The sequence below is a fragment of the Actinoplanes sp. NPDC023801 genome (genome assembly GCF_040639655.1).
In the GTDB taxonomy this organism is placed as follows: Bacteria; Actinomycetota; Actinomycetes; order Mycobacteriales; family Micromonosporaceae; genus Actinoplanes.
Window position 1 is genome coordinate 1 of sequence record NZ_JBFAAI010000029.1, and the last position, 22108, is coordinate 22108.

The following is a 22108-nucleotide window of genomic DNA, read 5'->3' on the forward strand; positions in this document are numbered from 1 at the left end:
AACGTCAGCAGTGGCAAGTGCATCGACGTGCCGTCCGCGTCGGCGGTCTCGGGTCAGCGGTTGCAGCAGTACACCTGTGCCGGTTCGCAGACCAACCAGCTGTGGAAGGTCGCGGCGTCCGGCACCGACACGTTCCAGATCATCAACGTGGGTAACGGGCTGTGCATCTCCGACCAGGGCGCCTCGACGGCGAACGGCGCGGCGATCATCCAGGAGACCTGCACCGCCAACTCCAACAAGCAGTGGTCGTTCACCCCGGTCACCGCGAGCTCGGAGCGGACCTGGCCGTCCACCCCGGACGGTTTCGCCTCCACCGGCGGCGGCACCACGGGCGGCGCGGCCGGCACCACGGTCACCGTGACGAACCTGGCCGACCTGACGAAGTACGTCACCGCGACCGAGCCGTACGTCATCAAGGTGGGTGGTCCGATCACGATCACCCCGAAGGGCACCGAGCTCAAGGTCAAGTCGAACAAGACCATCGTGGGCGTCGGCACCAAGGGTGAGATCGTCGGCGGCGGCTTCTTCCTCGGCACCGGGGTGCGGAACGTCATCATCCGGAACCTGACCATCCGCGACACGCAGATGACCGACGACGACCCCGACGACAAGACCTACGACTACGACGGCATCCAGATGGACACCGCCGACCACATCTGGATCGACCACAACCGGATCACCCGGATGAACGACGGCATGATCGACAGCCGGAAGGACACCACGTACCTGACGGTGTCGTGGAACGTCCTGGAGACCGGCAACAAGGCGTTCGGCATCGGCTGGACCGAGAACGTGACCGCGCGCATGACGATCCACCACAACCTGATCAAGGGCACGAACCAGCGGAACCCCAGCACGGACAACGTCGCCTACGCGCACCTCTACAACAACCACCTGCAGAACATCACGTCGTACGGGAACCTGTCGCGCGGCGGCACGAAGATGGTTCTGGAGAACAGCTACTTCGACAACGTCGCGAACCCGTACTACAACGACACGTCGGCCGCCCAGCTCCGGCAGAGCGGCAGCATCGTCAAGAACTCGTCGGGCAAGCAGCAGACCAACGGCTCCGCCTTCGACCCGAAGAGCTTCTACCCGTACACGCTGGACGCGGCCGCCGACGTCCCCGCACTGCTGGCGAAGTACGCCGGCCCGCAGGCCGGCATCGGCATCTGACCGTCTTCGCGGCTGGCACTCACCGCTGTCTCGGTGCGTCCGAGGCAGCGGTGCTGCCCAGCCGGGGATAACCTTCTCCGGTGATGGGGAAGGGTGGCACGGCCCACCGCGTGTACAGCGTGGTGGTCTTCGTCGTTCTCGCCGCCCTCGACAACATCGCCATCGGCATCGTCCCGCCGCTCTACGGCAACATCGGCGCCGAACTCCGGGTCACCGAGGCGCACATCGCGCTGGCCACCACGATCATGTTCCTGATCAGTGCGGTGGCCGCGATCGGTTTCGCGTACCTGGGTGACCGCACCAACCGGAAGCCGGTCCTGGTGGCCGGCACGGTGATCTGGGTGATCGGCACCGCCTGGTCGGGACTGGCCGGCGGGTACGGCACGTTCCTCGCCGGGCAGGTGCTTGCGGCGTTCGGGCTCGGTGGTGTCGCGTCGGTCAGCTTCGCGGTGGTCAGCGACCTGATCTCCCCGCGGCGGCGCGGCCTGGTGATGAGCTTCTGGGGGCTGTCCCAGGGCGTCGGCACACTGGCCGGCACGCTGGCCGGGGGCATCCTGGGCCACGACGACTGGCGGCGGCCGTTCCTGGTCACCGCGGCGGCCGGCGTGCTCGCGACGGCGGCCTACCTGTTCACCTACGACGTGCCGCGCGGTGACAGCCAGCCGGAGCTGGCCGGGATCGACTACGACGAGCGGATCCACCACGAGGACCTGCCGGTCATCCTGAAACGGCGCACCAACGTGTGGCTGATCCTGCAGGGCGGCACCGCGCAGATCGCCTTCGGGTCACTGGTGTGGCTGCCGGTGCTGTTCCGTGCCCGTGCCGAGGATCAGGGCTACACCACCGGCACGGCGGTGCTGATCGGCAGCGTCTTCGCCACGATGTTCCAGCTCGGGGCGGCACTGTCGATCCTCGGCGGCCTCGCCGGGGACCGGCTGCAACGCCGCACCCCGCGCGGCCGGGCACTGGTGGCGTCGATCGGGGTGCTCTCGGCCGTACCGTTCTATGTGGCGTTGTTCTTCGTCCCGATGAAGATCACGGTGCCGGACGGCTCCGGGACCGGCGCGGTCATCAGGGGGGTCCTGGCCAACGTGGTGACCGAGCCGACCGTCGGGATCTGCCTGGTCGTGGCGGTGTTCGCGCTGATGCTGACGTCCGCCAACTCGCCGAACTGGTTCGCCATGATCGCCGACGTGAACCCGCCGCAGCATCGCGGCACCGTCTACAGCCTCGGCAATCTGGTCAACGGGGTGGGCCGGGCCGGCGGCAACGTGCTGGTGGCGGTCGCCTTCCGCGGACTGGCCGGCGCCTTCCCGCCCCCGTTGAACTATGCGGTCGGGCTGGCCGCCTTCCAGGTCTTCTTCATACCGACCGGAATCATGTACTGGCTGGCCAGCAGGACGGTGGCGGCGGACATGGCCGACACGCACGCCGCCCTGCTGGCGGTCGCCTCAGAACACCGCCCAGACCGTGACGTCGGTGGGAACCCGCCCGTCGGCGTCGAAGGGCTCGCTGCTCAGCAGGACCCGGGCACCGGGCGGTAACGTCACCGGCTCGGCGCCGAAGTTGGTCACCACCGTCACGTCGCCATTGCGGAACGCCAGTGCGCCCTCGTCGGTCGCCAGCCAGGTCAGCTCCCCGGAACCCAGCTCGTGCTCGCGCCGGGCGGCCAGCGCCGTCCGGTACAACTCCCAGGTCGAGCCGGGCACGTCGACCTGGCGGTCCAGTGCGTACTCGGACCAGATCGCCGGCTGGGGCAGCCAGCTCGCGTCGGTCGGCCCGAACCCGTAGGACGGCGCGTCGGCCTCCCACGGGATCGGCACCCGGCAGCCGTCGCGACCCCGCTCGGCGTGTCCGGACCGTTCCCAGGCCGGATCCTGCCGGTACTCGTCCGGCAGAGTGGTGTGCTCGGGCAGCCCCAGCTCCTCGCCCTGGTAGAGGTAGGCCGAACCGGGCAGGGCGAGCATCAGCAGCGTTGCCGCCCGGGCCCGCCGCAGGCCCAGGGCGGTGTCCGGCTGCGGGTCGCCGGCACCGATGCCCGGCTTACGGCCCTCACCGGGCGGGAAACCGAGCCGGGACGCGTGCCGGACCACGTCGTGGTTGGAAAGCACCCAGGTGGTGGTGGCACCGACCGCGTCGTTGGCGGCCAGTGACGAGTCGATGATCTCCCGCAGTTTCTCCGGCGACCAGGGCGCCTCCAGGTACGGGAAGTTGAACGCCTGGTGCATCTCGTCCGGCCGCACATAGCGGGCCAGCCGCTCCTCCGGCTGCACCCAGGCCTCGGCGACCAGGATCCGGCCGCCCGGGTACTCGTCCAGCACGGCCCGCCACTGCCGGTAGATCTCGTGCACACCCTCCTGGTCCCACATGGGCGGCGGCGGACCGACCGAATCGAGCCCGCCCAGGATCACCGACGGGGCCGTCCAGTCGGTCAGGTCGGCGTCCTTGATGAGGCCGTGCGCCACGTCCACCCGGAAACCGTCGACCCCGCGATCCAGCCAGAACCGCAGGATGTCGAGGAACTCGGCCCGGACATCGGGGTGGTCCCAGTTGAGGTCGGGCTGGGAGACGTCGAACAGGTGCAGGTACCACTGACCGTCCGGCAGCCGCTCCCAGGCGGAGCCGCCGAAGACGCTCTGCCACGAGTTGGGCGGCTCGTCACCGTCGCGGAAGATGTAGCGCTCCCGCTCGGGGCTGCCCGGCCCGGCCTCGATCGCGGCCCGGAACCACGCGTGCTCGCTCGACGTGTGGTTCGGCACCAGATCCACGATGACCTTCAGCCCGAGCTCGTGGGCCGTGGCGATCAGCTTGTCCGCGTCGCCGAGCGACCCGAACCGCGGGTCGACGCCCCGGTAGTCGGCGACGTCGTAGCCGGCGTCGTGCTGCGGGCTCGGATAGAACGGGGACAGCCAGACCGCGTCGACCCCGAGCCGTCGCAGTTGCGGCAGCCGCGCCGTGATGCCGGGCAGGTCGCCCATGCCGTCGCCGTCCGCGTCGGCGAACGATCGTGGGTAGATCTGGTAGATGACCGCGTCGCGCCACCAGGCGTCAGTAGGCATGGCCCCACGGTAGTTCGGCGAGCACGGTCATTCGTCGAGGATGGCGGCGAATCGCTCCTCGGCAAGGTCGAGCTGGTCCAGGATGTGCTCCTTGGCCTGCGTGGACAGCGGGGTGTCCGGCCGGCCGACCAGTTCCCGCAGTGTGGGCACCAGCGGCCGGTATTTGCGGGCCGAGCTGTACGCCTTGTCGAGCGTCGTGTGGATCACGCCGACCCCGTTGTCGGTGAAATCGGAGATCTTGATGATCCGGGCCCACGGATCGCGTTCCAGGTTCTCCGTGACGTGCATGCGGTACTGCTCGTGCTTGTCGCGGGCCGGGTCGTACTCCGGGTTCGTGACCGACCGGACCAGCTCGGCGGCCCGCGGGTTGAACCGGCGGGCCAGCTCGGCCACGGCCGCATCGGTCGCCGTCGTGTACGACGAGTCCGGCTCCACCCCGCCCAGCTCGGCCGGATGGTCCTCGACCGCGTCGTGCAGCAGCGCCGCCACGAGCACGTCGATGTCGCGTATCCCGTAGTAGCGGATGATCCGGATCGCGACCCGGAGCAGGTGGTTGATGTAGGGCTCGCGCACCCGGCGGTCGGCGGCGTGCAGATCGGAGGCGAGGTCGAGGGCTTCGACGAGCTGTTTGCGCTCGTCGGCGGGGAACGACTCCAGTTCGAGGGCGAACCGGTCACGCAGGCCGGCTTCCCCGTACACCTCGGTGATGGCGTGCAGTGGCATCGAGAGCAGCATCCTTGGCGCCATGTCGATCAGGTATACCGGATCCCGGGCGGGGATGGGCTTCGATCAGCTCCCCGATGTGGCCGGGGGTACGGCCTGCGCGGGTGGGGGTGACGGCCGGGGGGACGGACGTGGCCCGGGAGAGGGACGCCCCGCAGCGGCTCGTCCGGCGGCGACCGCCCGTGCGGCCGGGGTGAGCCGTATGGCGCCCATCGACGCCGGTTTCAGCGCCCAGGGCTGCGGGTTCTCGGCGTGCACGCCTCGTTTCGGGTTGCCGGCCCCGTCGGTGAACTCCTCCTCGGTCATCGCCTGCAGGGCGCTCAGCGCGACCGCGACGATGGTGGCCGTGGTGATCAGGATGATCGGTACGAGCATGGTGAGCGGCCGGATGCCACCCGCCGGCTCCACGTTCGGGTCGAGCTCGATCGACATGGCCGCCATGCCGGTGTAATGCATGCCGCAGACCGCGATCGCCATCACCGCGGCCGCGCCGGTCACCTTGACCCAGCCGCGCACCGAGATCGCGAACCACAGCGCGATCGTGCTGGCGGCGACCGCGATCAGGGCGGAGGCGACGACAAGCGTGGGGGAGTAGCGGATGGTCGCCGAGATCCGGATGCCCTCCATGCCGGTGTAGTGCATGGCGATGACACCGGTGCCGGTCAGCAGCCCGGCCGCCAGGGTCTTGCCGACGCTCCGGTCGCCGTGCCCGACGACCATCAGCCCGATGCCCACGGTCACCACGGCGAAGGCCAGGCTCAGCAGGGTGAGGGCCAGGTCGTACCGGACCGGGCTGACCGGGATGTCGAAACCGAGCATCGCGGAGAAGTGCATCAGCCAGATGCCGCCGCCACCGATGGCGAACGCGGCGATCGCCAGCCACCGGTTGCGCCGGCCGCGGTTGGGCGCGTCCCGTGCGCGGCCGGTACAGAGGAGTCCGAGAAAGGAGCCGAGGAAAGCCAGCAGGTACGCGGCTATCGGGTTATAGGCGCCGTACGTGAAGTGATGGACGTCAGCCACGCCGGGATTGAGTCAGATATCGGCGGCCGCGCATCGCACCTTGTGTGCGGCAGCGCACCAAAGAGGCGGACGAAAAGGAAGAACCGGAGTCACCGAGGCTGTGTCCGTATCGGACCTGGCCGCGGCGACCCCGGTTCGCGGTCGCTACTCGGGGGGAGAAGGGGGATCAGGTGAAGATGCTGACGCCGCCGGGACCCACCAGCAGGCCGACGACGATCAGCACAACACCCCAGAGGATCTGCCGCCGGAACAGGGCGAGTACACCGGCGACCACGAGGATTACGGCGAGAATCCAAAGCACAAGGTCCATGTCATCTCAGGTACCCGGACCCTCGAAATCGGAAACCTGGGCTCAGGCCGGCACGAGGTCCGCATCCACCGATTCGGAGAGCAACTGATACACGTTGTACGCCTGCTTGATGACCGGGTGTGCCACATTGCGCACGGGCACCCCACCGGGCGTACGGCCACGCTCCGACCCGTGGTGCGCGTGCCCGTGCAGCGCCAGCGCCGTCGGGGCCGAGTCGACCGCGTTGCCGAGCTGGTAGCAGCCGAGGAACGGGTAGATCTCCAGCGGCTCACCGACCAGGGTGTCCGGCACGGGGGAGTAGTGGGTGAGGGCCACCAGCGCATCGCACTCGACCGACCGCAGGGCCTCGCCCAGCCGTGCCGAGATGTCCTCGGTCACGCCGACGAACGTCTTCATCTCGCGTTCGCCGAAGTTGCTGGCACAGGCCCCGGCGAACCCGCCGCCGAACCCCTTGGCGCCGGCGATGCCGAGCCGGTGCCCGCGGATCTCCAGGACCGTCGTCGAGCACTCCAGCACGATGATGCCGGTGTCGGTGAGCACCTCGGCGACCTGTTGCTCCTGGTCGCTCTGGTGGTCGTGGTTGCCGAGCACCGCCACGACCGGCACTCCCAGCCCGCCGAACTCCTCGGCGAAGCACTTCGCCTCCTCGACGGTGCCGTGCCGGGTCAGGTCGCCGGCGACCAGCAGCGCGTCGGCCCGGCCGGGCAGCTGCTCGAGGGCGGGCCGGTAGCGGCCCACCACGTCCTTGTCGACGTGGACGTCACCCACGGCGGCGATCCGGATCATGAAATCTCCTCCACCTCGCTGGGGGCCTGAGCCCGCGTGATGCCGATGTCACAGGTGAGCTCGATCTCCGGAAAGTGCCCGGTGATCTGCCGGCAGATCTCGTCACGGCGCTGGGTGCTCTCCACCTCCCCGCTGAGAACGACCACGTTGTCCCGGCGGTGCACGGTGATGCCCTGCTCGGCGATCTTGTCGTGCTCGGTGAGCAGGCGCTGGATCTCCGCCTCGAGATCGATCTGTTTCGTCATCTCATCCCCCAACCTTGAGTTCCCGTTCGCCGGGGAAGGGCACGACGTCAAGCCGGTCCAGCAGCACCATGAACGCCTCGGCGTACGGCGAACTGGTGGTCTCCCGGCGGACCCGTTCCCAGTCGATCTGCTCCCGCAACGATCGGGCGACCGGCAGCCCGGTCGCGAAGTCGCAGTAATGCTGGCTGTAACTGAGCAGCTTGTGGACCATCAGCCGGGTCGCGGAGAGCACCGGCATGTAGATCGCCTCGACCGAGATCTGCTCGGTGTCCCGCAGCGTCTCCTCGTCGACCGGCGACTCGACCGGGCGGTAGATCAGATCCGCCATCCGGCCCTCGTCGTAGACCTTCACCAGCCAGTCCTCCGGCGGCTGCTCGGTCTCGAATCCGACCGCGGCGAGTTCCTGCAGGGCTCGATCCTTGTCCTGCTCGCGGATGAGGAAATCGACGTCATGATCGCTGGAGTAGCCGCCGCGGGCATAAACCGCGAAGCTTCCCCCCAGCGCAAAGGGGATGTCCGCGCTCTTCAGCGTCGAGGCGACCCGCTTCAAGGTGATGGCCAAGCCTTCGTCCACACGGTGTGGCATGCCGACCTCCTGTCCGGTGTCCGGTTCGTGAACGACTACCCGGAGTTGCGGCACCTTGAACCCCTGTGAACATTCTGGAGGACGGTCCCGGCCCTCCGGTGCGGAACAGAAGGTGCCGCAGGGGACTACCGTCACTTGGTATGGCTCTCCTCGCGCAGTCCGACCCGGCCCCCGCCCCCTCCGGCGGGCCCCGCCGGACGCCGCGCACCATCGCCCTCGTCGGCATCGACGGTTCTGGAAAGACCACCCAGGCACGGGTCGTCGCGGCCGAACTCGCGGCGACCGGGATCCGGGCGGTGTACCGGCAGAACGCCGGTGGACGGCACTGGTTCGGCCGGATGGCGACGCTGGTCGGCCGTACCGATGCCGAGGACCTGTTCGGCCGCCGGGGCGCCCTGATCGTCGAGTCGGTGCTCCGCTGGCTCGCGATCGCCCGGAACCTGGTGCGCCGCCTCGCCCACCGGGAGGCCGCGGTGATGGACCGGTATGCGGTCTGCCAGTACGCCAGCCTGCGCGCGCACGGCGCCCGGCCGTCGGCGGAGCGGTTCGCCCGCCTGGCCTACCGGTTGTTCCCGCGCCCGGACGTGACGTTCTTCCTCGCGGTCGACCCCGAGATCGCGCAGGAGCGGATCGAGCGCCGTGGTTACGACACCGAGACCATGGAGTACCTGCGCACCGCGGATGCCGCGTACCGCTCGCTGCCGGAGTACCCCACATTCGTGGTGATCGACGCCAACGGCACCCCGGAACAGGTGACCAAGGCGATCCTCGCCGAGATCGGTCAGGCCTGACCGTAAACCGGGATCTGGGCGCCGCTGGTCGGGGCCGAGGCGTCCGAGGCCAGGAAGAGCACCACCTCGGCGATCTCGGCCGGGCTCACCCAGCGCTCGTGGTCGGCGTCCGGCATGGCGGCCCGGTTCGCTCGCGTGTCGATCACACTGGGCAGCACCGTGTTGCAGCGCACGTTGCGTTTGCGGTACTCGACGTCGACCGCTGCGGCGAACGCCAGCACCGCCGCCTTGGCGGTGACGTATCCGGCCGCGCCCGGGAACGGGGCCACCGCGGCACGCGACGAGACACAGACCACCGAACCCCCACCCCCTTCGATCAGGTACGGCAGAGCCGCGGCCGTCGTCAGATAGGTGGGCCGCAGGTTGGCGGTGAGCATCGCCTCGAAGTCGTCGACCGGGGTGTCGGCGATCAGGCCGGCTCCCGCGTACCCGCCGACCAGGTTGACCACCGCCCGCAGCGGCGCTTGCGGATCGTCCGCGGCGGCACGGGCCGCTGCCCGTACGTCTGCCTCGACGGTCAGATCCGCGTCCACAGCGGTAGCGCCCGCGGGCAGGCGATCGGCCGTCCCGGGCCGCACCGGGGCGACCACGCGCCAGCCCGCGGCCAGGAACGCACTGATGGTCGCCGGGCCGAGTCCGCCGGTGCCGCCGGTCACCAGAGCCGTACGCGTCGAGATCATGGGAGCAGCTTGTCACACCGTCGTGGGTGTGCTTTTCCTCACTGCATCGCCGACCCCGGCCGCCACCTGGGAATGTCCGCCGCCCGCCGGACGTCACCCGTGTGGGCGAGTGAAGTGTGGGGCGGCGTGGCGCAGTGTGACCGATGGTCCCGTTCGGTCTCCGGACTTGCCGATCTTTCGCGGAGGCGTTTGTTTCAGGGTCCTCGAAGCCCGGCCGATGCTGCACATGAACCCCAGGAGCGCGAAACCCGTACTCCGGGGTGACGAGTATCGCGTAGCTCAGGGTGATGCCCGTCGCTGTGACGATGAGAGGCCGATGGTGTTATGAAGCGCGTAGAGGGTATCCGCTCGTCTGCACGACGATCGCGAAGATGCCGCATTCAGCTACCGCGCACTGGGCTCTCAGGTGACACCCAGGCATTCGTGACACTTTCGATCCACCAGCCGGAATCAGTGCGGCCAGCAATTTGTTGTGTAGATGTCAGCAACCGCAATGCACGAGCTGCGGACGTTACGGGAGAGGGCTGATGAACGCAGGTAATGCCCGTAACAGGGTTAGTGACGGCAATGAGGGGACCGTGGGCAACGTGGAGAAGAGCACCGTGATGCGTACCGATCAGGTCGCCGAAGAGCGCGACCTCGTCGGAGTCTACCTGCACGAGATCTCCCGGACGCCGTTGTTGGACGCCGCACGGGAGGTCGAGCTCTCGAAGGCAATCGAGGCGGGCCTCTACGCCGAGCACCTGCTCGAGACGGGCGAGGAACGCCGCGGCGTCAGCCGGGAAGAGCTGGAACGTCTGGTAACCGAGGGCCAGCGCGCGAAGGACCTGTTCATCCGGGCCAACCTTCGCCTGGTCGTTTCCATCGCACGCCGCTATGTGCGGTCGGGTATGCCGATGCTGGATCTGATCCAGGAAGGCAACACCGGCCTGGTCCGCGCGGTCGAGAAATTCGACTACGAGCGCGGTTACAAATTCTCCACCTACGCCACCTGGTGGGTGCGCCAGGCGATCAGCCGGGCCATCGCCCAGCAGGAGCGCACCGTCCGGCTCCCCGTCCACCTGGTCGAGGACGTCAACCGGATGCGCAACGTCACCCGGCAGCTCGTCCGCGAGCTCGGTGCCGACCCCGAGCCCGACCAGGTCGCGGCCGCGCTGGGCGTCACCGTCGAGCGGGTCAACGAGCTCACCCGGTGGGCTCAGGACACCGTCTCCCTCGACACCCCCGTCGGTGACGACGGCGACACCAACCTCGGCGACCTGGTCGCCGACAGCGACGCGCCGAGCCCCGAGGAGATCGTGCTCAACGCGCTGGAGCGGCAGCGCATCGAGGGCCTGCTCAACCACCTGGACGACCGGTCGGCCGGCATCATGCGGGCGCGGTACGGCCTGGAGGACGGCCGGGAGCACTCCCTGACCGAGGTGGCGTCGCGCTTCTCGCTGAGCCGGGAGCGGATCCGCCAGCTGGAGATCCAGGCACTCGGCCGGCTGCGTGAGCTGGCTCGGGCGGAAGGCCTGGCAGCCGCCTGACCAGCGGGCAACTGAAACGATCAAGGCCGGTGCCCCCTCCCGAGAGGGGGCACCGGCCTTTTCGTGTCTCCGGCCGACTCCGTCCGCCGGCCCGCAGTGCTGCGGGCCGGGCGGACCGCGACTACTTGACCCGCCCGTAGCCGTTCGGGGTCATGATGCTGATCGTGCGATGGAGCACGTCCCGGCCGGCCGACGGGGCGTCGATGATCTTGCCGCCGCCCACGTAGATCCCGACGTGCTGGTTGTTCCGGTAGAACACCAGGTCACCCGGTTGCAGATCGGACTTGCTGATCCGGGCGGTGGCCCGATACTGCGCGGCGGCATTGTGCGGCAGGGACTTGCCCGCCTTCGCCCAGGCCGCCGAGGTCAGACCCGAGCAGTCGTACGAGTTCGGGCCGGCGTCGCCGAAGCCGTACGGCTTGCCGATCTGGTTGAACGCGAACGTGACCGCAGCGCCGGCCGAACCGGGGATGTCCGGGATCTCGCCGGTGTAGGAGCCGGTGTCCTCGGTGGCGCTGCCGTAGGCGGCCTCGCGCATGTCGTACAGCTTCTCGAGGTCGCCCTCGATGCTCTTCTTCCGCTTCGCCAGCTCGCCGACCTGAGCGGTCTGCTTGTCCTGGGTCAGCTTCAGGGCCGCCTTGCGCTCGGCGAAGGTCGTGGTGGTCTCGGTGAACGACTTGATGTCCCGCTGGTTGGACTTGGCGATCTGGTCCAGCACCGCGAGGCGCTCCAGCATGGTTTCCGAGTCACCGCTCACCAGCACGGTCATCGCACCGGTCCGGCCCTGCATGTAGCTGGTCGTGGCGATGGTCTGCACCTTGGCCGTGGCGGTGGCGAGCGCGTCCTGGGCAGGCTTGAGCGAGGCCTCCAGCTTGGCGGCTTCGGCCTTGGTGCCCTTGAGGTCGAGGCGCAGCTTGTTGTACTGCTCGGTGACGTCCTCGAGCTTCTCCGAGGCCGCGTCGATCTTCTTCTTGAGCTCGCTCGCGGACGGGGCCGCGTGCGCGGCCGTCGCTCCCGACGTCGTGATCACGAACGCTGTCAGCGCGACCACGAGCGCCCGGAACCGGGTTCGGGGGTGTGGCACTGGTAAGGGGCCTTTCTTCCGCTTGGCCGCCCACCGGGCCGGCGGAAGCTGCAGAGCTGGAAGAGAGGCCCTGTCCGCGGGTTGTTCCGGTCCGGTTCGCGACGACCGGCGTCCCTGGGGGGTGGATGCCGGAGTGTCGCGCGTGATTCGGCGGCGTTGGCCGGCGCCACCGGAGGGTTTGTGGCTGCGGACCGGACCAACCGCATTAACCTATCGACGGAAGAAAAGAAATCAAGGCCTGGCCGAGTGATCTCTACCAATTGCCGGTCTTGCGAGAATAGTCCCGATAACGGGCTGTTATACGTTCGCCGCTGAGCGTGAATTCGACGCGGCAAACGCCACTATTCGCTCAGTGCCGGGGCGGGCCGCGGAACCCAGTGACGGGTCACGTGACGCTCGGCCCAGAACGACAGGAACGGCACCGTGCCGGCCAGCATGACCAGGATCATCCGCTTGAACGGCCACGGCACGCGCCGGGACAGGTCGAACGTCGCGACCAGGTACACCATGTACAGGAAGCCGTGGTAGAAGCCGACCGTCTCGACCAGGGTCGCGTCGTCGGCCGGGCCGTATTTGAGCACCATGCCGAGGGTCAGGGCGAGCAGAACCATGCCGACGATCCAGGCGATGATCCGATAACGGGTGAGGGCTCCCTGCACGGCGGGTGACTCCTTGATTCTCTGCTGCTTTATTTGACGATACGACGGGCGTAGTCGGACGGGCGTGCGCCGGGATTGGCGGCGAGCCAGGCCAGATAGTCGTTGTAGGCGTCCAGCTCCGGATCGGTCGCCGCGCCGGTGGCCGGCTGCACGGCGACCCGGACCGGCCGGCCCAGGGTGACCGGAGAATCGGGGCCGGCGGGAGCGGCCGGCGCGGGCTGCTCCGGTGCGGTCACCGGCTCACCGGCGGCCCGGCGGCGGGCCAGCTGGACCTCGCGCCACCAGATGAAGACGACGAAACCGCCGAAGACCGGCCACTGGAACATGTAGCCCCAGCTGATCGAGTTGCCGTCGGCGGCACGGCTGAACTGCCACCAGCCCAGGACGAGACAGCCCGCGGTCAGCACCAGCGCAAGGAGATGACGGGCCATCCACGCCGGAGTCCACAGCCCTTTCATGCCCCGAGCGTACCGGCGGGTTTGGTGGCGCCTGGCATGGGCAACCGTGCTGGCGAGCCAGTCCGACAGCTAACGGAGGCGCACCACGATGAACACGCGTACCGAGGAGGGGGCAGCGGTGAACTTCGACACCGGCATCGACCCCGCGGGCCTCACCGATGACGACCTCTTCCGGGAACTCGCCAGTCTCTACCGGACCCGGCTGCACACGCTGCGGCACGGCCCGGACGCCGCGCTGGAGAATCATTTCAAGCGGACCGCCGAGCTGGAGACCGAGTACATGGCGCGCTATCCGGGACGTGAGGTCGACCCCGAGCGGCTCACGCAGGCCTTCTGATGGCACTGCTCTCCAGGGTCGCGGAGGCGTACGCGCCGCACGAGCACCGGCCACTCGACGGTTACGTGGTCGCGATGGGTGCCTTCGGGGCGATGGCAGGTGCCCTGGCGGCGGCCGCGAAGCTCAGCGGCCGGCCGATTCCGGAGCGCCCGGCCGTGGCCGACGTGGTGCTGCTGTCGATCGCCACGCACAAGCTCAGCCGGCTCGTCGCCAAGGAGGCCGTGACGAGCCCGCTGCGTGCCCCGTTCACCCGGTACAACGAACCGGCCGGCGCGGCGGAGCTGAACGAGGAGGTCCGCGACGAGGGCAGCGCCGTGCGGCACAGCATCGGCGAGCTGCTCACCTGCCCGTTCTGCCTGGCGGTCTGGGTGTCCACCGCGCTCACCGGCGGACTGGTCCTGGTACCCCGGCTGACCCGCCTGGTCGCGACCGGCCTGACCGCCACGGCCGCCTCGGACTTCCTGCAGATGGCGTACTCGATCGCCAAGCGGAAGGCCGAAGGCTGACGGCGGTCAGGTCTCGAGGGTGCGGAGTGCCTCGGCGGCCTCGTCCTGGGCGTACTCGCCCTCGGGCAGCGCGTCGATGCGGGTCAGGGCCGCCGCCGGCAGGTCCGCGGCGATGGCCCGGCGGCGTAGGTCTCCGCTGGTCAGGCGCTCCTGCGCGTCGTAAACGGTGTCCAGGAAGCTGTCCAGTTCACGGATGTCGTCAGTCACGGCGAGGGGTCTACCCGTGGACTGCCGGACCAAACTCCGCCGGAGTGATTCAGGTCACAGAAGCTCATGGAATTAGGTGACCGCGCCGACGGTTGTGTACGGATGCCGGTGTGCCCAGTGTCCCCGGGCCTCACCCATCGCCTGCACGGAATACCGCTCGGCTGGAGCCGTGTTGAGCCACTCGCCGCGAGGCGACCTGCACACCGGCATTCGCGCCGCCTCTCGGGCAACCGAGGGGCGGCGCAATGGTTTCCCGGCCCGGGACGCGGGTACCGATCGGGTATGACCGACGACCGTACCGCGCGGCGTGCCGCCGACCTTCTCCCGGAGGAACGGGCCGTCGGCAGCGCCGATCCGGAGGCCCAGGCCGAAGCCATCCTCGCCGACTCCGACGAGCGGGAGGACGACCGCGGGGCCGCCCCGGACACGGTTCTTGAGCACCGCACATCCGACGAGACGGTTTAAAGCGGCAACACCCCCCGTTAGGGGCACCTCGTCGCGCGCGATTGCGGATAGACGTGGCAATATCCGTCGAGTGTCTGCCCCGAAACGTCGTGTCCCGGCCGCGCAGCGTGGCGCCCGGCTGGCCCGGCGCACCCCCAAGAACGGCACGCCTCCGCTCACCACGTCGCGTCGTCCCGGCAGTGGGAACGCGCGGCACTCGGCCGTACTCACGGCAGGTGGCCCGCACCCGGTCGAACTCGCCGGGCTGCTTCACGAACTCACCGTCCGGCTGCTGTCGGCGGATTCCCTCAACCAGGCTCTCGACCGGCTCGCCGCGCTGGTGACGGGTGCCCTGCCGGGCGTCGTGCGCTGCGCGGTCGTCCTGATCGGCGAGGGCGGTCCGCTCACCGCGGCCGGTTCCGGCACGACAGGCGAGAGCTTCGACCATCTGCAGTACGCCGGAAGCACCGGCCCGGGACTGGAGGCGGCCCGCACGCGCACCGTGGTGACCTCCGACGACCTGATGGACGACGAGCGCTGGCCGGAACTGCGGGACGCGGCCCGCGCCGGCGGCCTGCGGGCGGTCGCGGCGATCCCGATGGACGTACGGCGCACCGCGGTCGGCGCGGTCAGCATCTACCTCGACCGGGCCGGCGACGTGTGCCCCGAGGTGCTGGTGACGGTGATGGCGCTGGCCGGCCACGCCCAGGTCCTGCTCGGTGAACTCCATCGCAGGGAGGCCCTGACCGAGGGGGCCGAGGTGGACCGGGCAGCCGGCGTGATCATCGCCCAGCGCGGCTGCGGGGTGCAGGAGGCATACGCCATCCTGCACGAGAGCGCCCAGCGCCTGGGCCTGCCGCAGTCGACCGTGGCCGAGCGCCTGGTGGCCGCCGCCGCCCGGAACGCCGGATAGCCCCCGCCCGCACCGAGCCGATCGGACCGCCGACCCGTCGCTCACGCTCTTCCGCAGCGTGCGTGAGCGACGGGTCGCGGGTCAGCTCTGCTTCTCGACGGACTGGACCACCTCGAACTCCAGAAGGCTCGCGCCGCTGGCGACCGGCTTGGCCCGCTCGCCGGCGTGAGCCTCCTTGGCGCTGCCGTTGGCCCAGTTCTGGAAGTCCTCCTCGGTCTCCCACCGGGTGTACACGAAGTAGCGGGTGTCGCCGGCCACCGGGCGCAGCAACTCGAAGCCGAGGAACCCGGGCGAGTTCTCCACGGCGCCGTGCCGGGCCGCGAACCGCTTCTCGAGTTCGGGACCGGCGCCTTCGGGGACCTCAATCGCGTTGATCTTCACAACAGCCATGCGGTCACGCTACTGCGCGTCGCTGACAACTTTGCCCCCGGCGGGGCCGCCGGGTTCCGTGGCGTCCGTGCCTGTGGCCTCGGGACCGCCGGAATTCGCGGCCTTCTCCTGTGCGGCCTCCTCCTGGGCGGCCTCGGCCCGGGCCTGCTGGGCGGAGCGCTGGGAGAGCGGCAGTTCCGGCAGGAAGAAGACCACGATGAGGCCGAGGATCATCACGAAGAACGCGATCAGGTAGACCACGTGCACGCTGTCGGCGAAACCGACCTTGAACGGGTGCGAGAGCGGGCCGGCGAGTTTGTCGAGGAACGACGTGTCGCTGAGGCCGGCGCCGCTCATGGCGACCTTCACGCTCTCCGCCTGCGACGGGTCGGCGGCGATCGCCTGCTGGAACTCCGCGGTGGGCCGCGCCGCGGTGTACGCCTTCTCGATGTTGCCGGGAAGCACGTTGAACAGCACCGACAGGAAGACGGCGGTACCGAGGGTGCCGCCCATCGAGCGGAAGAACGTGACCGCCCCGGTGGCGGTGCCGATCTCCCGCGGCGACACGGCGTTCTGCACGGCGGTGATCATCGGTTGCATGTTGCTGCCGAGGCCGAGGCCCATCAGCACCATGACGAGCATGACCCGCCACAGCGGGGTGTCCGCGCCGACCAGGGAGAACAGGAAGAGCGCGACGACCATGAAGACGCTGCCGACGATCGGGAAGATCCGATAGCGGCCGGTACGGGAGATCAGCTGACCGGAGACGATCGAGCCGGCCATGATGCCGACCACGAACGGGATCATCTGCAGGCCGGCCTCGGTGGCCGAGGAGCCCTTCACGATCTGCAGGTACAGCGGGACGGTCATCAGGCCGCCGAACATCGCCATGCCCAGGATGGTGCTGGCGGTGACGCCGACCGCGACGGTGCGCTTGCCGAGCAGGGCGAGCGGCAGCAGTGCCTCGTCCTTGTAGGCGCGCTCGGCCAGGACGAAGCCGATCAGGCCGATGCCGCCGATCACGTAACAGGCGATCGAGCGGCCGGAGTCCCAGCCCCACTCACGGCCCTGCTCGGCGACGGTCAGCAGCGGCACGAGGGCGAGGACCAGGGTGACCGCGCCGGGCCAGTCGATGCGGTGGTCGACGCGATGATGCGGCAGGTGCAGGACGCGGGCGACGACGGCCATGGCGGCCAGGCCGATCGGCACGTTGATGTAGAACACCCAGCGCCAGCCGTCGGTGAAGAGCAGTTCGTCGGCGCCGGCGAAGAATCCGCCCATGATCGGGCCGAGGACGCTGGCGGTCCCGAAGACAGCCAGGAAGAAACCCTGGTACTTGGCGCGCTCACGGGGCGGGACGATGTCACCGATGATCGCCAGCGCGAGCGACATGAGCCCGCCGGCGCCGAGGCCCTGGATGGCCCGGAACGCGGCGAGCTGCCACATGCTGTCGGAGAGGCCGCAGAGGAACGATCCGACGATGAAAATGCCGATGGCCAGCAGGAAGAACGGGCGCCGGCCGTAGATGTCGGACAGCTTGCCGTACAGCGGAGTGGAGATCGTCGAGGTGATCAGGAACGCCGTGGTGGCCCAGGCCTGCAGGTCGAAGCCCTGCAGGTCGTCGGCGATGGTCCGGGTCGCCGTTGCCATGATCGTCTGATCTAGGGCGGCGAGGAACATGCCCATCATCAGGCCGCCGAGAATCGTCAGGATCTGGCGGTGGGTGAATTCCACCGGCGCGGTCGCCGATGGGGCGGGGTGGCTCACGCAGTCTCCCGTGGGGGTGATCCCGGGCCGGAGCGCAGATGCGCCTCGACCGCGTCGTTGAACTCTTCGAAAAGATCCGTGAAGGCGGCCACCCGGTCGGCGGGCCAGTCGGTGAGCACCCGGGTCAGCATGTCGACCCGGGCCTGACAGACCCGCTCGCAGGCGGCCACCCCGGCCTCGGTCACGGCGAGGCGTGACGCCCGGCCGTCGGCCGGGTCGGCCTCACGGCGGGCCAGACCGGCCTTGACCAGCTGGGCGGCCTGGCGGCTGACCGTCGACGGATCGGCCCCCTTGACCTCGGCAAGGTCGGTGACCCGCATCGGACCCATCGCGCGCAACGGTGGCAGCAGCATCAGCGCGGAGAGCTCGGCACCGAGGTCTCCGGTCTTGAGCATGCCCCGGAATCGCGCGCCCATCCGGACCAGCCGCGTGATCTCGTCGGCCAGGCGGGCGGATTCGTGTTCGTGCACGGGTGTGGTTCCTCCGGATCGAAATATGCGTGTAGCGTACATCTAGTTGCGCGATGAACGCATGCGCCATACACCCGTGACGAGAGTCTCGGTCTCCTCCAGGGCGGCCGGCACCGGCACGACGTACTCGGTGACCAGATCGAAGAGGCGCTCCGGAAAGAATCCGCGCCCCGGATCACCGACCAGCACCTGGGCACCTCGGTTCCGGGCGGCGCGCAGCAGGGCGACCATCTTCGGCGCCACGATGGGGCTGTAGAAGACGTCGCCGGCGAGCAGCACCTCCGGCGCGTCGACGTGGCCCGCCAGGGACAACCCGTTCGCACCGGCATTGCGGTGGGCCGCCTCGACCGCGGCCGGATCGATGTCGGTACAGGCCACGGCGGCGGCCCCGGCGTGGGCGGCGGCGATCGCGGCGACCCCGGACCCGGTTGCGACGTCCAGCACCCGGCGGCCGGCCACCTCGTGCGGATGATCCAGCAGGAAGCGGGCCAGCGCCTGACCGCCCGCCCAGGCGAACGCCCAGAACGGCGGCGGCCGGTCGCTGTGGAACTCGCCACCGGTCAGGTCGAAGAGCCCGACCGGCTGGGTGACGAGATACAGGGAGAGTTCCGGGGCCAGCGGCACCGGCGACAGGATGGTGGGCAGCACCCCGTCATCTTCCGGCAGCTACATGATCGGCTGCGGGGCGCTCGCCATGATCAGTTTTGCGCGGTACTCGGCGCGGGCCTCCGCCGCCCACGGCGCGTCCTCGTCCTCCAGCAGCGGGCGCGACGCCAGGAAGGCGGCGGCTGCAAGCGGCCGGGCGGCGCGGGCCGGCGTGCGCTCGGCGGCGATCGCGATCAGCTCGTCGAAGGTGGCGGTGTCCACGTGCGTCCGATCGGCGGCCAGGCGCACCCGGCCCCGGTGGGTCGCGATCACCGAGTCCCGCGGGCGGGCACCCGGCTCCAGGCGGTCACGCAGCATCGCCAGATCATCCTTGAGCGTGGCGGTGGAGACACCAAGCGTGTCGGCCAGCTCCACAAGCGACCACTCACCCCGCAGCGCGAGCAGGGCGAGCAGGTGACGTGGCCGGGCGCCGCCGAAGTCGTCCCCGGTCAGGCAGATGCCACGGGTACGGACCTCGAGACGGCCGAAGAGCTGGATGTCGTGCATGATCCAGAACTCTGCGGGCCGGGCCGTATCAGCGGCAAGCCCCAAAGCGAGGGGGTCGGGTTGACCGAAAGACGGGCCATCAGGTCCGCTCGGAGGCAACCGGCCGTCAGGCGTACCACTGGGAAGGCTGTTGGTAGGGAACGCAGTCCGTCGGGTAATCCTTAGACTGCGCGGAGCCCGCCGGGGGCACATCGAGGAAGGTGACGTATGGACAGCGGCGAGACGATCACTGTGCTCGTCGTCGACGGTCACCAGACCTTCGCCGAGCTTCTGGGACACGCCCTCGCAGGTCAGGCTGATCTGCAGTGGGTCGGGCACGCCCGTACCGGGGCGGAGGCGTTGCAGCTCGCCGCCGAACTGCGCCCCGACGTGATCGTGATGGATCCGGAACTGTCCGATGCCGACGGGATCGCGATCGCCGAGCTGATCCGGGTACGCCAGCCGAACTCACGTGTGGTGATCCTCACTGCCAGCGAGGACCAGACGCTCGTGCGGAGGGCGACCACCGCCGGGGCGGCCGGTTTTCTGTCCAAGAACGGTGCGCTCGGTGACGTCCTGAACGCGCTGCGCACCGCACACCGCGGCAGCATGACGGTCTCCACCGACATCCTCGCCCGGCTGCTGCGCAGCACCACCCCGGCGGTTGCCGGGCAGCGCGCCAACAGTCTCACCGCGGGCGGCCTCACCCAGCGCGAGGACGAGGTGTTGCAGCTGATGGCGGCCGGTCTCGACGCCCGCGCGGTGGCCCGGCGACTCGGTATCAGCGTGCACACCTGCCGCGGATATCAGAAGGCCGTGCTCGCCAAACTGGGTGCTCACAGTCAGCTCGAGGCCGTCGCGATCGCCACCCGGCGCGGACTCGTACGACCTGACCCGCGGTAAACCGTCCGGTCACTCATCCGGAAGAGCGGTTCCTTACGTACTTCCATCGGGGGACACACCGTGGGTGCGCTGCAGGGAGGAATCGTGGACCGTTCCGCTTCGGCCGGAGCCGAGCCGGGGGAGGAAAGCCCGGCCGGCCGGCTGCCGTTCCGGCGGCCATCGGCTCGGGAGGTCGCGGGCGAGGGGGACGACAAGCCGCTCGGATGGTTCGGGGACCCGAAACCGTCGGAGAGCGGGTCGATCTCCTCGCCGGCCGTCGCGCCGGGCTCGCCCGTCGTCGCATCCGGGAGTGGCGCGGATCCCGCGCCACCGGAGTTCGGGCCGGCCTCACCGGGCGGACCCGGGCGGGTCTCGTTCGGATTCAGTGACGGGCCGATCGGCGGCGTCCGGGCCGCCCGCGGTCGCGGTGCCGACGACACCGGCGCGATACGGCGGGTCTCCGCCGACGACACGGGCGGGATGCGTCGGGTGTCTGCCGATGACACGGGCGGGTTGCGGCGGATCTCTGCGGATGACACCGGTGGGATGCGCCGCGTCTCTGCGGACGACACCGGTGGGGTGCGCCGGACGGACACCGGGAACCTGCCGAGGGTGGGCCGGGAGGACAGTGCCGAGCTACCCCGGCGCTACCGGGGGGAAGCTCCCGACGACCTGCCGATCGTGCGTAAAGCGGGCAACGGCACCGAGGGGCCGTCCCGGCCGGCGGATGCCGACCCGTTCAGCGTCGGCATCGGTGCGATGCCGGCCGACGCGGCCGCGACCAGCTCCTGGCCTGAGCCGTTCGACGCGGCCTCGCCCGGCGCCTCTTCCTTCGACACGGGCTCGGCACGGTCCTCCTCCGGTTTCGAGGCGGTCTCTTCGCGGGCCCCGGCGGCCTTCGAGGCGGGCCCGGCGCGGGTCGGCGCCGGTGTGCCGAACACATCCATTTTCGAGGCGGGTTCGTCGCGAACCGGTGCGGGTGCCGGTGCGGGTGTGCCGGGCGGGCCTGTGGCGCCCTCCTGGCCCGACGACGGCGCGATGGCCACGGCCGGTGCGTCCACCGGATCCGCTGCAGATTGGGGCCGCCGCAACGAACCGGTCGTGTGGGCCGACACCCTGCCGCCGTCCGTCACGTCACCGACGGGCCCGCACGCTCCGGCGGGTCCGGCGGGTCCGGCGGGTCCGGCGGGTCTGGCGGGCCCGGCCGGACCGCCGCCGCGCCGGCAGTCCCGGCTCGTCACGGCCGGGATGGCGGTGCTCGGCGTGGTCGCTCTGGCGGTCGTCGCACTCACCGGGGTCGTCTACTACTCCGGCGACGACAACCAGATCACCGACGTGCTCGGCGGCGGGGACCAGCGGGTCGTCACCGGACCGCTCGAGGACCGGACGCTCGCGACGTTCGAGCTGCTGGCCGCCACCGACCGGGTCAACCTGCGGATCGCCGACCTCGGTGAGGACCTGTACCGGATCAGCTCACCCGAGGGCGCCGGGATCCGGCCCAGCGCCGAGGTACGCGAGGACCGGCTGCGCGTCGACGTCACCCGCGACGACGCCGGCACCGGCGGGGAGGTGGAGGTCGTGCTCGCCGCGAAGGTGCGGTGGACCATCCGCTTCTCCGGGTACTCGGCCGAACGGAACGTCGATCTGAGCCAGGGAAGCATCAAGGGGATCGAGATGGTCGGCGGCACCCGGCGGGCCGAGCTGACGCTGGCACAGGCGTCCGGGACCGTACCCATGAAGATCACCGGTGGGGTGGAGGAACTGATCCTGCGGGCGCCGAGCGGAAGCCCGGTGCGGATCAAGGTCGGCGGTGGCGCGGGAACGGTGACCGCCGGGTCGAAGACGCTGCGCGACGTCGCACCCGGCTCGACGCTGACGCCGAAGGACTGGACCACCGGCAACCGTTACGACGTGGACGCGGTTGCCCCGATCACTCTCCTGACGGTCGAGACCGCCTGACCCGAACAGGTCAGGCG

28 protein-coding genes are annotated in these 22108 nt (G+C 69.8%); 11 read left to right on the forward strand and 17 right to left on the reverse strand.

The window, feature by feature from the left end; genetic code table 11:
- The coding region (locus tag AB0G04_RS35200) for an RICIN domain-containing protein (protein ID WP_360991975.1) at positions 1 to 1176 on the forward strand (1176 nt) is incomplete at its 5' end.
- A gap of 83 nt (positions 1177 to 1259) precedes the next feature.
- Positions 1260 to 2720: an MFS transporter gene (locus tag AB0G04_RS35205; RefSeq protein ID WP_360992230.1), complete on the forward strand. Its 1461-nt coding sequence runs from the start codon at positions 1260 to 1262 to the stop codon at positions 2718 to 2720.
- Here AB0G04_RS35205 and AB0G04_RS35210 read toward each other — a convergent pair.
- From AB0G04_RS35210 to AB0G04_RS35240, 7 genes are all read right to left on the reverse strand, one after another.
- Complete coding sequence (locus AB0G04_RS35210; RefSeq protein WP_360991977.1) at positions 2628 to 4235, reverse strand: glycoside hydrolase family 13 protein; 1608 nt, start codon at positions 4233 to 4235, stop codon at positions 2628 to 2630. The genes AB0G04_RS35205 and AB0G04_RS35210 overlap by 93 nt on opposite strands.
- 27 nt (positions 4236 to 4262) lie before the next feature.
- Positions 4263 to 4982, reverse strand: coding sequence for an HD domain-containing protein (locus tag AB0G04_RS35215; protein WP_360991980.1), 720 nt, complete (start codon positions 4980 to 4982; stop codon positions 4263 to 4265).
- A gap of 42 nt (positions 4983 to 5024) precedes the next feature.
- A complete protein-coding gene (locus tag AB0G04_RS35220; protein WP_360991982.1) occupies positions 5025 to 5978 on the reverse strand; it encodes an MHYT domain-containing protein in 954 nt (317 codons plus the stop codon).
- Between the two features lie 166 nt (positions 5979 to 6144).
- A complete protein-coding gene (locus AB0G04_RS35225; RefSeq protein WP_360991984.1) occupies positions 6145 to 6288 on the reverse strand; it encodes a GPGG-motif small membrane protein in 144 nt (47 codons plus the stop codon).
- A gap of 42 nt (positions 6289 to 6330) precedes the next feature.
- Positions 6331 to 7074 carry a metallophosphoesterase gene (locus tag AB0G04_RS35230; RefSeq protein ID WP_360991987.1) on the reverse strand — a complete coding sequence of 248 codons (744 nt, stop codon included), beginning with the start codon at positions 7072 to 7074 and terminating at the stop codon, positions 6331 to 6333.
- Positions 7071 to 7319: a hypothetical protein gene (locus tag AB0G04_RS35235; RefSeq protein ID WP_360991989.1), complete on the reverse strand. Its 249-nt coding sequence runs from the start codon at positions 7317 to 7319 to the stop codon at positions 7071 to 7073. Before AB0G04_RS35235 ends, AB0G04_RS35230 begins: the two co-directional genes overlap by 4 nt.
- Before the next feature lies 1 nt (position 7320).
- Complete coding sequence (locus AB0G04_RS35240; protein WP_360991992.1) at positions 7321 to 7905, reverse strand: nucleotidyltransferase; 585 nt, start codon at positions 7903 to 7905, stop codon at positions 7321 to 7323.
- Between the two features lie 140 nt (positions 7906 to 8045).
- Here AB0G04_RS35240 and AB0G04_RS35245 point away from each other — a divergent pair, with 140 nt between their 5' ends.
- A complete protein-coding gene (locus AB0G04_RS35245) occupies positions 8046 to 8696 on the forward strand; it encodes a dTMP kinase (RefSeq protein WP_360991995.1) in 651 nt (216 codons plus the stop codon).
- On the opposite strand, the gene AB0G04_RS35250 is transcribed toward AB0G04_RS35245, so the two are convergent.
- Entirely contained in the window at positions 8687 to 9373 is a 687-nt protein-coding gene (locus tag AB0G04_RS35250; RefSeq protein WP_360992232.1) for an SDR family NAD(P)-dependent oxidoreductase, read from the reverse strand. The two genes, AB0G04_RS35245 and AB0G04_RS35250, sit on opposite strands and share 10 nt — an antisense overlap.
- Before the next feature lie 146 nt (positions 9374 to 9519).
- Here AB0G04_RS35250 and AB0G04_RS35255 point away from each other — a divergent pair, with 146 nt between their 5' ends.
- Positions 9520 to 9606, forward strand: a complete 87-nt coding sequence (locus AB0G04_RS35255) for a (Fe-S)-binding protein (RefSeq protein ID WP_360992235.1) — start codon at positions 9520 to 9522, stop codon at positions 9604 to 9606.
- A 297-nt stretch (positions 9607 to 9903) separates the two neighbouring features.
- Complete coding sequence (locus AB0G04_RS35260; RefSeq protein ID WP_360991998.1) at positions 9904 to 10905, forward strand: sigma-70 family RNA polymerase sigma factor; 1002 nt, start codon at positions 9904 to 9906, stop codon at positions 10903 to 10905.
- Positions 10906 to 11026: 121 nt separating this feature from the next.
- Here the strand turns inward: AB0G04_RS35260 and AB0G04_RS35265 are convergent, their stop codons facing one another.
- The 3 genes from AB0G04_RS35265 to AB0G04_RS35275 all read right to left on the reverse strand — a co-directional run bounded on the left by AB0G04_RS35265 (position 11027) and on the right by AB0G04_RS35275 (position 13106).
- Positions 11027 to 11989: an NlpC/P60 family protein gene (locus tag AB0G04_RS35265; protein ID WP_360992000.1), complete on the reverse strand. Its 963-nt coding sequence runs from the start codon at positions 11987 to 11989 to the stop codon at positions 11027 to 11029.
- Positions 11990 to 12330: 341 nt separating this feature from the next.
- Positions 12331 to 12648, reverse strand: coding sequence for a DUF3817 domain-containing protein (locus AB0G04_RS35270; protein WP_360992003.1), 318 nt, complete (start codon positions 12646 to 12648; stop codon positions 12331 to 12333).
- Positions 12649 to 12677: 29 nt separating this feature from the next.
- Positions 12678 to 13106, reverse strand: coding sequence for a hypothetical protein (locus tag AB0G04_RS35275; protein ID WP_360992005.1), 429 nt, complete (start codon positions 13104 to 13106; stop codon positions 12678 to 12680).
- Positions 13107 to 13194: 88 nt separating this feature from the next.
- Here AB0G04_RS35275 and AB0G04_RS35280 point away from each other — a divergent pair, with 88 nt between their 5' ends.
- Together AB0G04_RS35280 and AB0G04_RS35285 are read left to right on the forward strand one after the other, a co-directional pair.
- Positions 13195 to 13443: a DUF6158 family protein gene (locus AB0G04_RS35280; protein WP_360992008.1), complete on the forward strand. Its 249-nt coding sequence runs from the start codon at positions 13195 to 13197 to the stop codon at positions 13441 to 13443.
- The gene (locus tag AB0G04_RS35285) at positions 13443 to 13949 is read left to right on the forward strand and encodes a DUF1360 domain-containing protein (RefSeq protein WP_360992010.1); all 507 of its coding nucleotides are present in this window, start codon (positions 13443 to 13445) and stop codon (positions 13947 to 13949) included. The genes AB0G04_RS35280 and AB0G04_RS35285 overlap by 1 nt, the downstream gene beginning before the upstream one ends.
- Before the next feature lie 6 nt (positions 13950 to 13955).
- Here AB0G04_RS35285 and AB0G04_RS35290 read toward each other — a convergent pair whose 3' ends face one another.
- Positions 13956 to 14156, reverse strand: coding sequence for a hypothetical protein (locus tag AB0G04_RS35290; RefSeq protein WP_360992013.1), 201 nt, complete (start codon positions 14154 to 14156; stop codon positions 13956 to 13958).
- A 282-nt stretch (positions 14157 to 14438) separates the two neighbouring features.
- On the opposite strand from AB0G04_RS35290, the gene AB0G04_RS35295 reads away from it, so the two are divergent.
- The gene (locus AB0G04_RS35295; protein ID WP_360992015.1) at positions 14439 to 14621 is read left to right on the forward strand and encodes a hypothetical protein; all 183 of its coding nucleotides are present in this window, start codon (positions 14439 to 14441) and stop codon (positions 14619 to 14621) included.
- A gap of 70 nt (positions 14622 to 14691) precedes the next feature.
- Entirely contained in the window at positions 14692 to 15513 is an 822-nt protein-coding gene (locus AB0G04_RS35300) for a GAF and ANTAR domain-containing protein (protein WP_360992018.1), read from the forward strand.
- Positions 15514 to 15594: 81 nt separating this feature from the next.
- Here AB0G04_RS35300 and AB0G04_RS35305 read toward each other — a convergent pair whose 3' ends face one another.
- Genes AB0G04_RS35305 through AB0G04_RS35325 form a run of 5 tightly spaced genes read right to left on the reverse strand, consistent with a single transcriptional unit; the run spans position 15595 to position 19271 of the window.
- Positions 15595 to 15903 carry an antibiotic biosynthesis monooxygenase gene (locus AB0G04_RS35305; RefSeq protein WP_360992021.1) on the reverse strand — a complete coding sequence of 103 codons (309 nt, stop codon included), beginning with the start codon at positions 15901 to 15903 and terminating at the stop codon, positions 15595 to 15597.
- Between the two features lie 9 nt (positions 15904 to 15912).
- Complete coding sequence (locus AB0G04_RS35310) at positions 15913 to 17649, reverse strand: MDR family MFS transporter (RefSeq protein WP_360992023.1); 1737 nt, start codon at positions 17647 to 17649, stop codon at positions 15913 to 15915.
- Positions 17646 to 18119 carry a MarR family transcriptional regulator gene (locus AB0G04_RS35315; RefSeq protein WP_360992026.1) on the reverse strand — a complete coding sequence of 158 codons (474 nt, stop codon included), beginning with the start codon at positions 18117 to 18119 and terminating at the stop codon, positions 17646 to 17648. Before AB0G04_RS35315 ends, AB0G04_RS35310 begins: the two co-directional genes overlap by 4 nt.
- A 42-nt stretch (positions 18120 to 18161) precedes the next feature.
- Positions 18162 to 18767, reverse strand: coding sequence for a 50S ribosomal protein L11 methyltransferase (locus tag AB0G04_RS35320; RefSeq protein WP_360992029.1), 606 nt, complete (start codon positions 18765 to 18767; stop codon positions 18162 to 18164).
- Between the two features lie 18 nt (positions 18768 to 18785).
- Positions 18786 to 19271 carry an HTH domain-containing protein gene (locus AB0G04_RS35325; protein WP_360992031.1) on the reverse strand — a complete coding sequence of 162 codons (486 nt, stop codon included), beginning with the start codon at positions 19269 to 19271 and terminating at the stop codon, positions 18786 to 18788.
- 207 nt (positions 19272 to 19478) lie between these two features.
- On the opposite strand from AB0G04_RS35325, the gene AB0G04_RS35330 reads away from it, so the two are divergent.
- Together AB0G04_RS35330 and AB0G04_RS35335 are read left to right on the forward strand one after the other, a co-directional pair.
- The gene (locus tag AB0G04_RS35330; protein WP_360992034.1) at positions 19479 to 20153 is read left to right on the forward strand and encodes a response regulator transcription factor; all 675 of its coding nucleotides are present in this window, start codon (positions 19479 to 19481) and stop codon (positions 20151 to 20153) included.
- Between the two features lie 84 nt (positions 20154 to 20237).
- Positions 20238 to 22091: a hypothetical protein gene (locus AB0G04_RS35335; RefSeq protein WP_360992037.1), complete on the forward strand. Its 1854-nt coding sequence runs from the start codon at positions 20238 to 20240 to the stop codon at positions 22089 to 22091.
- Positions 22092 to 22108 lie beyond the last annotated feature (17 nt).

What these genes read in the sequence shown, in the direction of transcription:
- AB0G04_RS35205 (WP_360992230.1), top strand. Translation starts at nt 1,260, where the DNA reads ATGGGGAAGGGTGGCACGGCCCACCGCGTGTACAGCGTGGTGGTCTTC.
- AB0G04_RS35210 (WP_360991977.1), bottom strand. Translation starts at nt 4,235, where the DNA reads ATGCCTACTGACGCCTGGTGGCGCGACGCGGTCATCTACCAGATCTAC.
- AB0G04_RS35215 (WP_360991980.1), bottom strand. Translation starts at nt 4,982, where the DNA reads ATGGCGCCAAGGATGCTGCTCTCGATGCCACTGCACGCCATCACCGAG.
- AB0G04_RS35225 (WP_360991984.1), bottom strand. Translation starts at nt 6,288, where the DNA reads ATGGACCTTGTGCTTTGGATTCTCGCCGTAATCCTCGTGGTCGCCGGT.
- AB0G04_RS35230 (WP_360991987.1), bottom strand. Translation starts at nt 7,074, where the DNA reads ATGATCCGGATCGCCGCCGTGGGTGACGTCCACGTCGACAAGGACGTG.
- AB0G04_RS35235 (WP_360991989.1), bottom strand. Translation starts at nt 7,319, where the DNA reads ATGACGAAACAGATCGATCTCGAGGCGGAGATCCAGCGCCTGCTCACC.
- AB0G04_RS35240 (WP_360991992.1), bottom strand. Translation starts at nt 7,905, where the DNA reads ATGCCACACCGTGTGGACGAAGGCTTGGCCATCACCTTGAAGCGGGTC.
- AB0G04_RS35245 (WP_360991995.1), top strand. Translation starts at nt 8,046, where the DNA reads ATGGCTCTCCTCGCGCAGTCCGACCCGGCCCCCGCCCCCTCCGGCGGG.
- AB0G04_RS35255 (WP_360992235.1), top strand. Translation starts at nt 9,520, where the DNA reads ATGGTCCCGTTCGGTCTCCGGACTTGCCGATCTTTCGCGGAGGCGTTT.
- AB0G04_RS35260 (WP_360991998.1), top strand. Translation starts at nt 9,904, where the DNA reads ATGAACGCAGGTAATGCCCGTAACAGGGTTAGTGACGGCAATGAGGGG.
- AB0G04_RS35275 (WP_360992005.1), bottom strand. Translation starts at nt 13,106, where the DNA reads ATGAAAGGGCTGTGGACTCCGGCGTGGATGGCCCGTCATCTCCTTGCG.
- AB0G04_RS35280 (WP_360992008.1), top strand. Translation starts at nt 13,195, where the DNA reads ATGAACACGCGTACCGAGGAGGGGGCAGCGGTGAACTTCGACACCGGC.
- AB0G04_RS35285 (WP_360992010.1), top strand. Translation starts at nt 13,443, where the DNA reads ATGGCACTGCTCTCCAGGGTCGCGGAGGCGTACGCGCCGCACGAGCAC.
- AB0G04_RS35295 (WP_360992015.1), top strand. Translation starts at nt 14,439, where the DNA reads ATGACCGACGACCGTACCGCGCGGCGTGCCGCCGACCTTCTCCCGGAG.
- AB0G04_RS35305 (WP_360992021.1), bottom strand. Translation starts at nt 15,903, where the DNA reads ATGGCTGTTGTGAAGATCAACGCGATTGAGGTCCCCGAAGGCGCCGGT.
- AB0G04_RS35325 (WP_360992031.1), bottom strand. Translation starts at nt 19,271, where the DNA reads ATGCACGACATCCAGCTCTTCGGCCGTCTCGAGGTCCGTACCCGTGGC.
- AB0G04_RS35330 (WP_360992034.1), top strand. Translation starts at nt 19,479, where the DNA reads ATGGACAGCGGCGAGACGATCACTGTGCTCGTCGTCGACGGTCACCAG.